Annotated in this window: 12 protein-coding genes; 2 read left to right on the forward strand and 10 right to left on the reverse strand. The window is 69.3% G+C overall.

Annotation, left to right across the window (positions count from 1 at the left end):
* Positions 1-8 precede the first annotated feature (8 nt).
* Positions 9-599, forward strand: coding sequence for a hypothetical protein (locus E8A74_RS15675; protein ID WP_136929817.1), 591 nt, complete (start codon positions 9-11; stop codon positions 597-599).
* 7 nt (positions 600-606) lie between these two features.
* On the opposite strand, the gene gcvPA is transcribed toward E8A74_RS15675, so the two are convergent.
* From gcvPA to E8A74_RS15720, 9 genes are all read right to left on the reverse strand, one after another.
* Positions 607-1,965, reverse strand: a complete 1,359-nt coding sequence (gene gcvPA, locus E8A74_RS15680; RefSeq protein ID WP_136929818.1) for an aminomethyl-transferring glycine dehydrogenase subunit GcvPA — start codon at positions 1,963-1,965, stop codon at positions 607-609.
* Positions 1,966-2,003: 38 nt separating this feature from the next.
* Positions 2,004-2,405, reverse strand: coding sequence for a glycine cleavage system protein GcvH (gene gcvH / locus E8A74_RS15685; RefSeq protein WP_136929819.1), 402 nt, complete (start codon positions 2,403-2,405; stop codon positions 2,004-2,006).
* A gap of 42 nt (positions 2,406-2,447) precedes the next feature.
* The gene (gene gcvT, locus E8A74_RS15690) at positions 2,448-3,563 is read right to left on the reverse strand and encodes a glycine cleavage system aminomethyltransferase GcvT (RefSeq protein WP_136929916.1); all 1,116 of its coding nucleotides are present in this window, start codon (positions 3,561-3,563) and stop codon (positions 2,448-2,450) included.
* Positions 3,564-3,688: 125 nt separating this feature from the next.
* Positions 3,689-4,207 carry a hypothetical protein gene (locus E8A74_RS15695; RefSeq protein WP_136929820.1) on the reverse strand — a complete coding sequence of 173 codons (519 nt, stop codon included), beginning with the start codon at positions 4,205-4,207 and terminating at the stop codon, positions 3,689-3,691.
* Entirely contained in the window at positions 4,204-7,848 is a 3,645-nt protein-coding gene (locus E8A74_RS15700; RefSeq protein ID WP_136929821.1) for a pilus assembly protein, read from the reverse strand. Before E8A74_RS15700 ends, E8A74_RS15695 begins: the two co-directional genes overlap by 4 nt.
* A gap of 11 nt (positions 7,849-7,859) precedes the next feature.
* A complete protein-coding gene (locus E8A74_RS15705) occupies positions 7,860-8,516 on the reverse strand; it encodes a hypothetical protein (protein WP_136929822.1) in 657 nt (218 codons plus the stop codon).
* Positions 8,513-9,778: a prepilin-type N-terminal cleavage/methylation domain-containing protein gene (locus E8A74_RS15710; RefSeq protein WP_170229154.1), complete on the reverse strand. Its 1,266-nt coding sequence runs from the start codon at positions 9,776-9,778 to the stop codon at positions 8,513-8,515. The genes E8A74_RS15705 and E8A74_RS15710 overlap by 4 nt, the downstream gene beginning before the upstream one ends.
* Positions 9,778-10,389: a type IV pilus modification PilV family protein gene (locus E8A74_RS15715; RefSeq protein ID WP_136929824.1), complete on the reverse strand. Its 612-nt coding sequence runs from the start codon at positions 10,387-10,389 to the stop codon at positions 9,778-9,780. The genes E8A74_RS15710 and E8A74_RS15715 overlap by 1 nt, the downstream gene beginning before the upstream one ends.
* Positions 10,386-10,955, reverse strand: coding sequence for a type II secretion system protein (locus E8A74_RS15720; RefSeq protein ID WP_170229155.1), 570 nt, complete (start codon positions 10,953-10,955; stop codon positions 10,386-10,388). The genes E8A74_RS15715 and E8A74_RS15720 overlap by 4 nt, the downstream gene beginning before the upstream one ends.
* A gap of 253 nt (positions 10,956-11,208) precedes the next feature.
* Here E8A74_RS15720 and E8A74_RS15725 point away from each other — a divergent pair, with 253 nt between their 5' ends.
* Entirely contained in the window at positions 11,209-12,297 is a 1,089-nt protein-coding gene (locus E8A74_RS15725; RefSeq protein WP_211365368.1) for a DUF6599 family protein, read from the forward strand.
* Positions 12,298-12,360: 63 nt separating this feature from the next.
* Here E8A74_RS15725 and E8A74_RS15730 read toward each other — a convergent pair whose 3' ends face one another.
* Complete coding sequence (locus tag E8A74_RS15730) at positions 12,361-13,155, reverse strand: peptidylprolyl isomerase (protein ID WP_136929826.1); 795 nt, start codon at positions 13,153-13,155, stop codon at positions 12,361-12,363.
* Between the last annotated feature and the right edge of the window lie 32 nt (positions 13,156-13,187).

The raw sequence follows: 13,187 nt of genomic DNA on the forward strand, positions 1-13,187 counted from the left end.
CGGTGACCGTGCGTCGCAACGTAAAAGCTTCGTGGATCGGAGTCGCGCTCGCCCTCGGGATCGCGCTCGCGCCGGACGTCGCGCGGGCCGATGCGTCGGCGTGGGCGTTCGCGGGGGCAGGGGCGCTCGCGTGGAAAGAGGGGACGGCGGCGCTCGCGCCGCGCGCGGCCTTCAACTTCGATTACGGCGTGGGCACGTCGCCGGACGGGTCGTTCATTATCGGCGGGCTCGCGCGGCTCACGCCCGTGATCGACGAGGGCGCGGACCTGTCGCTGCTCGCGCGCTTCGCCACGCACGGCTTTCAAGCGGGCAAGGTCGGCGTCGCGGTCGACGTGGGCGGCTACCAGCGGCTTTGGGGGACGTACTCGCGCGGCGTGGCCGGGGGCCTCACGCTGGGCTTGCCGCTCGGCTTCTCGATCGGCGTGCAGGGGCTCTACGGGACGGGCGATGCGCTCGCGTTCGGCGCGTTCGCCGGCATCGATTTCTTGCGCCTGACGGTCTACCGGCAGTCGATGCTCGACGCGTGGCCGAACCCGTACCCGGCGCATCAAACGCCGGCGGCGACGGCCTCGTTCGGGACGTCGCCGCGGTTCTTCTGATCGGAATTCAGATCGCCGCGAGGGCCTCGACCAGGCGGTCGAGGTCGGCGCGCGTGTGGCGCTCGGTCACGGCGATGAGCAGCTCGCCCTTGCGGTCGGCGCTGACGCGGCCGAGGTCGTAGCCGGGGATGATCTCCCGTGTGGCGAGCGTGTCACAGACCTTCTTCGCGTCGCCGCCGCGCACGCGCACGACGAACTCGTTGAAGGTCGGGGCGCCGTAGGGCAGCGCGTAGCCTTCGAGCCCTGCGATGGCCTTCTTCAGGTACTCGGCCTTGGCGAGGCACTGGCGCGCGGCTGCCACAAAGCCCTGCTTGCCGAGCATGCACATCTTGATGGTCACCGCGGTCGCGCAGAGGCCGCTGTTCGTGCAGATGTTGCTTGTGGCTCGCTCGCGCCGGATGTGCTGCTCGCGCGTGGCCAGCGTCAGCACGTAGCCGCGGTTGCCTTCCTTGTCGACGGTCTCGCCGACGATGCGGCCGGGGATCTGCTGGAGGTATTTGCGGTCTTCGCGGCAGGCGAAGAGCCCCACGCCGGGGCCGCCGAACTGCGGCGGGAGGCCGAGCGGCTGGCCTTCGCCCACGGCGATGTCGGCGCCGAGCGCGCCGGGCGACTCGAGGAGCGCGAGCGCGTACGGGTCCTGCGTCGCCGTGATGACGAGCGCGCCTTTGGCGTGCGCGGCCTCGGCCACTTTGCGGAGATCGCAGATGGATCCGTAAAAGTTCGGGTAGCCGACGAGGACACACGCGGTCTCGGGCGTGATCGCGGCTGCGAGCGCGTCGACGTCCGCGGCGCCGTCGGCGGCGAGGGGCACGGTCGTGAGGGATGCCTTGCCGGCCCCGAGGCTCCGCACGTGCGTCTCGATCGTCTCGAGGTACTCGGGGTGGATGCCTCCGGAGATCACCGTGTGCTCGCGCCCGACGAGCCTGCGCGCCATGAGCACCGCCTCGGCGGCTGCACTCGCGCCGTCGTACATCGACGCGTTGGCCAGCGGCAGGCCGAAGATCTCGCTGATGATCGTCTGGAACTCGAAGATCACCTGCAGCGTGCCCTGCGCGACCTCGGGCTGGTAGGGCGTGTACGCCGTGTAGAACTCGCTGCGCAGGAGGAGCTGATCGGCGGCGGGCGGGAAATGATGCTCGTAGGCCCCGGCGCCGAGGAACGAGAGCATGCCGGCCGCGCGGTTCTTGCGGGCGAGCTCTTCGAGGTGGCGCATGAGCGACGGCTCGTCGACCGGCGCGGGCAGGTCGAGCGGGCGATCGTAGCGGGCGCGCGCGGGGATCGATTCGTAGAGCGCCTCGAGTGAAGGCAGGCCGACGGCCTCCAGCATCGAAGCGATCTCCTCGGTCGTATGAGGGAGGTATCGCATGGGTGTGGAGAGAGAGGAGGGGAAGGCCGCGGCCTGTCTCAGTGGCCGGCGTTCTTCAGCAGCTCAGTATAGGCCGTGACGTCGAGCAGGCCATCGAGCTCGCTCCGATCGGAGGGCTCCACGGCGATCATCCACGCGCGGTCGTAACAATCCTCGTTCACCTTCTCCGGCTCCCTCTCCAGGAGATCGTTGATCTGCACGACCTTGCCGCTCACCGGGGCGAAGAGGTCGCTCAGCGTCTTGACGCTCTCGATGGTCCCGAAGGCTTTGCCCTGGGTGATCGTCTCGCCGACCTTCACGTCGAGGTTCACGAGCGTGATGTCACCGAGCTGATCCACGGCGTACGCCGTGATGCCCACGAGCACCCGGCCGTCCTCTTCCTTCGTCCACTCGTGATCCTTGGTGTACCGACGATCCGACCGAACATCATCGCTGCTCATACGAAGCCCTCTCCTGTCCCCTGCTACGACGACACGCTTTCGTTACGACGAACGCTTGTAAAACGGAGTCTTCACCACGACGGCGCTCACCGAGCGGCCGCGGCAGTCGACCTCGATCGACGTGCCCACCTCGGCGAGCGACGTGGGCAGGTACCCGAGGCCGATGTTCTTGCCGACCGTGGGGCCGGGGCTGCCGCTCGTGCACAAGCCCACCTTGATCCCCACCTTGTCGAGGAGCGGGTAGCCGTGCCGCGCGATGCCGCGGCCGATCATCTCGAAGCCGACGAGCTTGCGCGTCAGGCCCGCGGCCTTGAAGCGCTCGAGCGCCGTGCGACCCACGAAGTCGCCCTTGTCGAGCTTTACGACCCAGGCGAGGCCGGCTTCGAGCGGGTTCGTCGATTCGTCGATCTCGTTGCCGTACAGCGAGAGGCGGGCTTCGAGGCGGAGCGTGTCACGCGCGGCGAGGCCGGCCGGCTCGAGGCCGATCGGCGCGCCGAGCTCGACGAGCGCACGCCAGAGCTGCGCCGCGCCGTCCGTGGGACAGAAGATCTCGACGCCGTCTTCGCCCGTGTACCCCGTGCGCGCCACTGTGCACGGGACGTTCGCCAGCGTGGCGTCACGGAAGTGGAAGCTCGGGAGTTCGGCGAGCGCGGCGCCTTCCCCGCCCGCCTGCGCGAGCAGCGCGAGCGCCTTCGGGCCCTGCAGCGCGATGAGCGCCGTGCGGTCGGAGGCGTCGTCGAAGTCGCAGTGGTTCGCCGCGGCGGCCCGGAAATGCGCAACCATCTTGTCGCGGTTCGCGGCGTTGCAGACGATGAGCCATTTGGTCTGCGACACGCGGTAGACGATGAGGTCGTCGAGGATCGTGCCCGCGTCGTTGCACGCGACGGTGTAGAGCGCCTGCCCGTCCATGAGGCGCTTCGCGTCGTTCGTGATGAGGTGGTTGACCACGTCCGCCGCGGAGTCGCCCGAGAGGACGAGCTCGCCCATGTGGGAGACGTCGAAGATCCCAGCGGCCGCGCGGACTGCGCGGTGCTCGTCCGTGACGCCCTTGTACTGCACGGGCATCTCCCAGCCCGCGTAGGGCACGAGGCGACCGCCGAGCCTGAGGTGCTCGTCGTAAAGGGGGGTCCTGCGAAGCGCTGCCGGGGACTGATCCATGGTCGACACCCGCGCGATGTAGTCCGGATCGGGGGCAAAGTCGATGGTCGTCCGGTGCGGTCCAGCACGGACGCACGATCCCAGCATGCGCGTGCCATGACGCGTCGCGCCTCCTGTTGGAGGGCTTATTCGAGCTTCGTGGGGTCGAGGGGTTGTCCCTGTGGCGTGAGGCCGAGTTCGCGCCATCGCTCTTCTTCGGTCATGCCGTCTTTCGCCGGGGGGCGGGTCACGTCGCGCACCACGATTTCGGTGTGGTCGTCTCGCACGAGGATCTCGATGTCGAGGACACGCGCAGGCGCGGGCGCGGACTTTGCCGTCGCGCCGTGGAACACCGTTTTCGGCGCGGCGGACTCGACCCGCGCGGAGACGACGCGCTCTTTCACGTACGTCGCGACGTCCTCGGCGCGTAGGCTGCCCCGGGCGAAAAAGGCGTCGGGAAACTGCGCGGTCACGGTCATCGCGCGAGGTAGTTTGAGCCCAAACGCATCGACTGTACCCTCTGCGAGCTCGCCGGGCGCGAGCTGATCGGGGCGCGGGGGCGGCGCCGCGGAGGAGGCGCCGGCGGGCGCAGGGCGCTCGCCTTCCCCGCGGCAGGCCGCGAGGAGCACGAGCGCCGCGGAGGCGCAGAGGAGCGCGTGTTTCACTCGAGGACGAGGCCCCACGAGTCGATCCTCACCGAGGTGCGCGGCGGCGGCAGGCGCTTCGTCACGGTGTTCGTCTTCGAGTTGTCCGCCGACGTGCCGCCCTGGCCGGTCTGGAAGACGAGCTGGAACTCGCCCGCGGTCGAGTTGCTCACGGTGGACATCGCGCCAAACGCGGGGTCGGCGAAGTCGAGCTGCTCGTAGCAGCTCGGCGTCTGCGTGACGGCCACGCCGAACACGACGGTGCCGGGCTGCTGGTTCTCGAAGAAGCTCACCGTCTGCGCTGCGTTCACTGGATCCTGTACGTACCGCGGGCAGGGCCAGTCGGCCGGCGGCGTGGGGCCGTTCGCGCTGCAAGCCGTCTTCCGGTAGTAGTCGACGCCCCAGACGGCGCCGTAGCCGTCGGCGCACGCGTTGCCTTGCGCGCCGGTCGGCGTGAACGTCGAGAAGTACGCGACGCCGTTGAAGAGCGAGATCGGGCCGGTCACGCGCACGCCGTTCTCGAAGGGGATCACCCAGTTGCTCTTCGTGACGAACGTGCCCGCGCCGTTCGGCTCTTCGCGGATCGACCACGCGCGCGTCTGCACGCCCGCGCTCGACGTGAACGTCTCTTGATCCCCGGTCGACAAGAGGACGACGGGGTTGCCGATCGGATCGACCGTGACGATCGGCGGCGTCTCGATGGGCTGGCGCGTCGCGGCCGTGTCGCTCCCGAACGCGTACGCGTCCCACGCGAGATCGACGGTCCACTTGTCGGGCTTCGGCGAGGCGAGGTTGATGCGATAGAGCGTCCCGTCCGCGTCGCCGACGTAGATGCGATCGGAGACCTGGCCGGGCAACGAGGGGTAGGGGACGGGGACGCCGGTGACGGGCGAATCGAAGGCGTTTTCCTTCACCTTCGCCGAGGGCAGCACGGGGCCGTCGTCCGCCTTGCCGCGGAAGTTCATGAGGAGCTCGCCCGTGTCGAGGCGGACGACCGAGAGCGAGCGCGCCGCGCCGACCCTGCCGCTCGCGTCGTGCCAGCACCGCACCACGTCGCCGCTGGTCTTGGGCTGGTACGCATCGGACGACGCGACAGTCGTCGACGTCTTGAGGCGCGGGCAGCTCCCGGTCGTGAGCGTCGTCGTGCCGCCCGGGAGGATCGCGACGGCGACCTCTTTCACGTCACCGCTGCCGTCGTCGACGGCGATCGTGGTGATCGCGGGTTTGATCGTGGTGGCCCCGAAGAGCGGCTCGCCGTTCGTGTTCGTCGAGAGCTGCCAGAGGAACTTCGGGTCCGAAGGTTTCGTCACGTCGAGCGCGTAGTAAAAGCTGCCGCCGAGGCCGCCGGCCGCGATGAGCACGCTCCTCCACTTCGAGCCCGCGGCGCCGGCCTGCGCCTGCGCGCGGTTGCGCTCGAAGATCACGTCCTTCACGACGGGGCTTCCGTCGAGGAGGAACGCCTGCCGACCGTACGTGGGCAAAAGACCGGGGAGCACGTGCGGCGGGAGGAACGACCAGAGCTCGTTGTTCTCCAGCGTGTCGACGCGCTGCGTGTCGGCCGAATCGTTCGACGCGACCTTGAACGCGTGGAGCTGGCCGTCGGTCGTGGCCGCGAAGAGCACGAGCGGGCGCTTCTTGTACTCCGGATCGGCGGCGAACGCGGCGTACGACTCGTCGCGGAGGAACTCGTTCGGCGCGCCCATCGTGACGGGCGAGGCGTGGTAGATGCTGCCGAAGCCGTTGCCGTAGCGAGACTGCGGCACGCCGGGCATGCCGACCTCCCAGCGGACCACCGTGTCGGCGCAGGTGTTCGCGTTCGCGCCCGAGCCGGCGATCGCCTTGCACGAATCCGGCACGGGGCTCGAAGGGATGTCGAGCGCGAGCGGCGTTTGCGCGAGCGTCGACGCGAACAGCGCGCCGTCGAGCAAGCCCGTGGTCGTGCCGCCGTAGAGGCCGAGGCCGTCGTCCGTGGTGACGCTCGGCCGCAGCGAGCGGCGCGAGTAAACCTGCCCGTTCGCCTGCGGGCCGACGAGCGTGAAGAACTTGCGGGACGGGGTGTTCGAGTTGAGGTTCGCCTCGAAGTCGTCGCCCTTGGCTTGCTCGATCGACGCGAGCACGGGCTTGAGCACGCCGCCCTGGTTCTCGCAGACGTACCGCTTGCGCTCGAGGTTGCCCGTCCAGAGCGAGCCGACCGGCGCGTCGAAGGACGTGACGAACTGGTAGCCGGCGGCCGAGGCGTTGCCCTGGCTCGTCGTGGCGCCGGCCGTGGAGAAGACGGGGATCGTGCGGCTCGTCGAGCCCGCCGAGACGACGGCGAGGACCTGATCGAGCGCGCTCTTCAGCGAAGGCAGGTCATTCGCGAAGAACGCGCGCTTCGTGCCGCCCTCGTACGCGATGCGCGAGAGCGTGCAGCAAGCCTTGAGCGTGCCCGTCGCGTTCGAGCAGAGGCCGCCGGGGCTCACGATGTCGCTCTGCGTGAGCGCGCTGCAATCGGTGCCCCCCGCCTGCGACAATCCGAAGCCGATCGCGAAGGTCTTGATCGGGTGCGACTGCGTCGCGAGCTGGTGCGCAATCTCGTGCGGCCGCGCGTAGGGGCACTTGCCGTTGCCCGTCGCGCAGGACTCGCGCAGGTCGAGGTTCGGCTCGCCGTCCGAGAGAAGGATGACGAACTGATCGCGGCACTTGCCGGCGTAGTACGGATCGTTCTTCGGACCGAAGGGTTTGCCCGTGGCCGGATCGTTGGATCCGTCGTTCAGCAGGTAGTCACGCGCGTCGGCGAGGATGCCCGCGATCGGCGTCGCGCCGTAGGGCCGCATCGCGAGGAGCGAGCTCTGGATGCGATCGTTCGTCTGCTGCACCTGCGCGATGGGCGCGTCGTGCGGGCCGAAGCCGAGGAGGCGGCCCTCCCACGGCGGCGCGGCGGGGTTTCGCCCGCCGACCTCGAAGTCGTGGGTCGCGCAGTTCGGCGGGTTGCCGTTCGCGGGCGAGCCGCCGGAGCTCCAGTTCGGGTAGTAGCTCCACATGCCCTTCGTGCCGTCGTTCGGCGCGGGTACGGAGCCGCTCGCGCCGGTGCCGGGATCGGGCAGCGTGTCGAACGTCATCAGGCCGAAGCGGACGCGATCGCGGTACGTGTCGAGCAGGCCGTCGTTCGCTTGCTGGAAGCCCGGCGCCGCGCAGGCCTGGCTCGTGTTGTTCCACGCGTGCGTCTTCAGCGCGTTCGCGGGCCAGTCCCACCAGGAGCCGCCCATCGATCCCGGGCCGTACGCGCAGCCATTCGAGAGGATGCGGTGGAACGGCAAGTAGTACTTGTAGTCGTAAGGATCGGGGCCGCTCGGCAGCGTGAACTCGTTGGCGAACGAGGTCGACGATCGATCCTGCGCGAAGCAGGAGAAGTTCTGGATCGTCCCCGTCAGGACCGTGACCAGCGTGGCCCAGCGGTTGAGCGGCGTGGCCGTCCCGGGGACACACGTCGCGCCAGCCTCCTCCGGCCGTTTGCCGCTCGCCATGTTCTCCATCGACCCCGAGGTGTCGATGACGAGCAGCACGTTCGGCAGCGGCGGGTTGATGTCGAGCTGCGCCTCGGCGACCGAAGCGAAGGACGCGATCGAGAGCAGGGCTGCTGCGGCGATGGGCGAGGCGAGGACGCGGGTCAGGGTTCGCATGAGGTCCTCCGTCAAGGTCCGGAAATCGGTCCGACGATGAGCTCGGCGCGGAAGGTGGTGCTCGAAAGGGTGCTCGCGACTCCGCCGGGCGGTTCGAGCCGGATGCGGCCCGTTCCATGGAGCATGATGCTCATGAAGTGGACGTTCGCCGCGCCCGCGGAGGTGTAGTCGAAGCCCGCGATGGGGCGATCGATGCGGTAGAGGTCGTTCATCTCGACGAGCAGATCGGCCGTCGCGTTCTCGATGCGGCCGAGCGTGCCGTGATGCCCGGTCTGCTTGTCGTAGGGCTGAAAGAGCGCGAAACCGAGCTCCTTCTCGAGGTACGTCCGGCCGAACCGCGTGCAGTTCTGGTAGTACGGATCGCCCGACATGCCGAGGCACTCCGTGGAGTTCTGCCGCGCGAGGAAGTCGACCTGCGCGCCGAGATCCCGCGAGAGCTTCGCGGTGACGGCGTTCATCGCGCTCTCGCCGAAGTAGCGGCTCTGCGTGGTGACGCGCGAGGTGCCGCTCGTGCTCGTCGCGATGGTGCTCGCCTGCGCGGCGAAGAGGCCGATGCCCGTGAGCATCCCGATGACGAGCACGACCACGAAGACCGTGGCCCCGCGCTCGCCGCGGCGCGCGAGGCGGCGCGTGATGGCGCTCGGGGTTCGCCGTTCGAACCGGCTCACGAGCCACCTCCCCGCGTGTTCACGAGCGCGAACTCGCGTTCGAGCGTGCGGACGCGCGCGAAACGATCCGCGCCCTTCGCCTTTTCGATGAAGAAGCGGAACGGGCGACCCGCGGGTGCCGGGATCTGCGTGGGGCGATCGGGCGCGCGGGATCGCGTGGAGAGACGAACCTGCACCGAGCGCACCGCCTCGGGCCGGCTGCCCTGCACGTCGGGCGAGCCCGCGATCGCGTAGACCTGCGTGTTCGGCACGGGATCGGTGATCGGGAAGCGCTCGAGGACCGGCGCGTCCGGCTGCGAGGTGAGGGCGAGCGCGGTGATGCCGAAGCGCAGCGCGATCGCGTACTCGGTGACGAGCTCCAGCGTGCCGGGGATCTCGGTGTCGTCCGGCGCGAGCTCGACGCGCACGAGCTCGGTGCGATCGGCGTCGCCGGTGACGTCGCTCAGGGGCTGCACGAAATCAGCGAAGCTCGGGTCTGCCACGACGGACCGGAGCTCGTACCGGACGCGCGAGATCACGTGCACGGGCCATCCGCTGCCAAACCCCTTGATCCCACACGAGGGGCCCGTGCCTGCGGACGTCTGGATCGGCACGAGGGGCGTGTTCTCGATGACGACCTGGATCGAGTCGATCGGCGTGCCCGCCGCGGCAAACCCCTGGATGCGGCCGTAGTAGTCGCTCGTCGGGCCCTCGATGTGCAGGATGCGGCCGACGCGAAAGAGCTCGGCGAGCCTCGCCGCGACGGCGCCGTTCTGCGTCAGCGCCGTGAGGCGGCGGATCGCGCGGCTCTGCGGCTGCAGCACGATCGTCGTGGTGCTCGCGCCGGGCAGCGTCGTGCTCATGACGAAGTTCTCGCCGGAGTCGAGGTCGCCCGCGATCGTGATGCGCTCGTTGCGCAGGTCGTTGCCCGCGTTCTGCGGCAGATCGGGGCGCGCCTCGATGACGACGGGCGCGAGCCTGCGCATGCCCGCCGGCCAGTCGACGAGGTTCGGCTGGGCGCAGATGCGCCGGTCGGTGAAGGGGTTTCGCGTGGCGTTGCGCCCCGCGTGCTCGAGATCCGTGCCCATGCGGCCGAGGCCCATCGCCACGGCGACCTGCGCATACGACATGCGCGCCTCTTCCTGGAAGAGGCGCACGGCGTTCTTCGAGAGGAGCACGGCCGCGGCGGCGACGAGCGCGCCCGCGGCGATGGCGACGAGCAGCTCGACGAGCGTGAAGCCGCGCCGATCGCCGCTCCGGAGGATGCGGTGGTTCGCGCGCATCAGTTCGAGGCCTCCTCCTGGCCGATCACGGTGGAGAGGTAGTAGAAGCCGTACCGCGTGTCGTTGTCCTCGATGCTCGCGGGCGCGGTCGTGCGGCACTCGGTGAACGGCGCGAGGTCGCGGCGCCAGATCACGCGCACGAGGCCGCGCACGGCGATCGGGTGCGTCGCGCCGACCAGCGAGAGTGGCTTCTGGACGGCGCGCGCCATCTGCAGGTGCGTGCAAAACACGCCGTTCGTCGTGGTGTCGCCGATGGCCACGTCGGCGCCGTGGATGTCGGCCACGGGCGAGCTCCAGCCGGGGACCTCGGGCGCGAGGACCCATTGCCCCGGGCCGGGCGGATTCACCGGATCGTAAACGACGGACGTGGCGAGCCAGCGCGTCTCGCCGATGTCCGGGATGCCGAGCGGATCGTTCCACTGGAGCGCGTCGACCTTGAGGCGCTCGGCCCACGTGGACGCCACTTGCCGCGCGCCGTCGCCGATCCGCGCGTTCGAGTTGCCGATCAACGCGACCTTCTGCAGCGCGATCACGCCCGTCGCGCCGACCGCGAGGATCGCGAGGGCCATCATCACCTCGATGATCGTGTAGCCACGCACAGCCCGCCTCATTGGATCACCCTCGGCAGGCCAAACGACGGCACGAGCACGCGGCGAATCCGGCCGTTCGAGAGGTTCTTCACGGAGACCTTCGCCGCGCCGACCATCTGCGTGAAGGCGCCGTCGTTGTACCGGACGAACGCGGTGCGGCGCGCGAAGCAGACGTCGGCGATCTCTTGGCTCGCGTTGTCGGGGCCGAGGAAGCCGACGTCGACGAGGGTCTTCTTGTCGGTCGAGGCGAACCGGTAGGTTTGTCGTTCGAGGAGGGGGTCGTCCCAGTTGATCGTGTTGCAGCCGCGCGGCGAGATCAGCGTCGGCGTGGGCGTGTCGAGCGCGGCGCGGATCGTCTCGATCTGCACGGAGCCGCTCGGCTTGCGGAAGCGCACGAGGAACGTGGCGCGCTCGGACGACTCGACGTAGCCGCGGCGATAGACCTCCGCGAGCTGCATCGTGAGGCGGCTCAAGCCGATGTCGCGCATGATGCGGATGAACGCAGGCGACGCGACCGCGGCGAGCAGCGCGATCATGAAGATGACCACGAGGATCTCGGTCAGCGTGAAGCCACGCCGCCGCTCCACCGCACCTGCGGTCCGCCTTCGGGGAAGTCGGCGAGAAAGGAAACGAGCCACCATCATGATTGGTAGCAAGCCTCGTGCCTTCTTAGAGAAGTTTTCGGTTGCGCTGAACGGGCCGGGAGCAAGGCCGGATGCGTGGTGCCACGCGAGGCGAGCCGCTACGGATTGCGACGCTCTGCAAAAGTTGCGGGATCCGGGGGGCCGGGAGCCTCGTGCCCTTGCACCGGTCTTCTGATCGTTGCATGTGCGGTCGACCATGATGCAACGGCACGCGGCATTCGGTTCCCTCCTCGCCCTCGCCCTCGTCAGCGCTTGCAAGAACGAGGAGCCTCGTGGCGCGGCGCCTCCGCCGCCACCCGCGGCAAAACCTGCGGCCTGCGCGGGCGGCGGCGGGACCCTGTCCGACGCGCAGTCGGCGGCGTTTTTCCCGCGCACCACGGGCGGTTTTTGCCTCGACCCGAACGGCGGCGACAAGACGTACGGCGAGGGCGCGAGCCTCCCGCTCGATCAGATCTGCGACATGTTCGACGGCGAGTGCGAGATCTACAAAGGCTTCGGCGTTCGCCGCGTCGTCGAGCTGCGTTACGTCGACGGCAGCGGCAGCGCGGCGACCATCGACGTGCACCTTTCCAAGTTCGGCACGACCGAGGGCGCGTACGCGATGTTCACGAAGCGCGTCGTCGGCGACGGCGATCCCGCGGGCGAGGACACGCCGCGGGCCATCGAGGGCGGGGGCGCCGCGGCGCTCGGCCTCGGGACGGCGTACCTCTGGCGCGGCGCGCACCTCGCGGAGATCACGTACAACGACGAGGCCGCGGCGGAGCCCGCCATCAAGGCGCTCGGGGACAAACTGCTCGCGCCGCTCGTGAAGGAGATCGGGGCGAAGCTGCCCGGCGAGACGGCGCTCCCGCCGGCCGCGGCGGCGCTGCCGGAGGCGAACCGGCTGCCGCTCGGCGTGCGTGTGGTGACGAAGGATCTGCTGGGGATCCCGAGCACGGGCGGCGGCGCGTTCGGCTACTACAAGGACGGGGACAAACGGTATCGGTTCGCCGTCCTGGTGCGCGTGGACGAAGAGCAGGCGAAGGACGTGCTCGCGACGCTCGGCAAGGGGCCCGGGGCGCAAAAAGAGAAGGGGATCGGCGACGGCGCCGTGCGCTTCATGAGCAAGGAAGGCGAGGCGCCCGCGGTCGAGTGGATCGTGGCGCGCACGGGCAGCCGGCTCGTGGGGATCGGCGACGAGGTGCGCGTGCTGCGGAGCGGGATGACGGCCGACGAGGTCGGGAAGATCTCGCTCGGCAAGGACGAGAAGACGAAGCGGCTGAAGGACGTGATCGCGAAGAAGTGAGCCGCGCCCCCCGACCCCTCTCCTTCGGGAGAGGGGCAGGGGAGAGGGGCTGTCCGTCGCGAGTTACTTCGTCCTCAAAATGACGTGGTAGCCGAAGGGCGTCTCGACGAGGCCGCTGACCTCGTTGACCTTCAGCTTCTCGACCGCCTCCTGGAAGGGACCGACCATCGCGCCCTTCGGGAAGAGGCCGAGGTCGCCGCCGCGGGCGCCGGCGTTCGGCTCGTCGCTGTACTCCCCGACGATCGTCTCGAACTTCCCGCCGTCCTTGACCTTCTTCAGGCCTTCCTCGGCGCGCGCCTTCGCCTCTTCCTTCGTGCGCGTGATGTTCGCGGGCGCGCGCATGCTGCCCTTGTACATCACGAGGAAGTGCTTCGCGCCGAACATCTCGCGCGGCGGCTGCTGCTGCGCGGGGGCCGTGGGGCGAGGCGGCGTCGCGGGCGTCGCCTGGGTGGCAGGCTGCGTCGAGGCCGTCTCGGTGTGCGCGGCGCCGCCCTGGGGCTTCGCGGCGAGGAAGCCGAGCGGCTTGTTGAACATGCCGAAGAAGCCGAGGATGCCGATCAGCACGAGCACGGCCAGGACGACGTGCGGCGTCCACCAGTAGGGGTCCTCGTCGTCGCCGTGCGCGGCGGCGTCTTGGCCCTGGTGCTTCGCGTGCTCGTCTTCCGCTTCGTCCTCGTCTTCTTCGTCGTCCTCTTCGTCCTCGTCTTCTTCGTCGTCCTCGTCTTCTTCTTCCTCTTCGGACTCGCCTTCCGCGCCCTCTTCCGCTTCGTCCTCGTCTTCTTCTTCGTCCTCCGCCCGCTTCTTGTCGAGCTCGGGATCCTCTTCGGCCTTGCGCTGCGTCTTGGTCTCTTTGCTCATGATGACTTCTTCGAGAGAGGGCTTTGCCCCAC

The sequence above is a fragment of the Polyangium fumosum genome (genome assembly GCF_005144585.1).
Taxonomy (GTDB): Bacteria; Myxococcota_A; Polyangia; order Polyangiales; family Polyangiaceae; genus Polyangium; species Polyangium fumosum.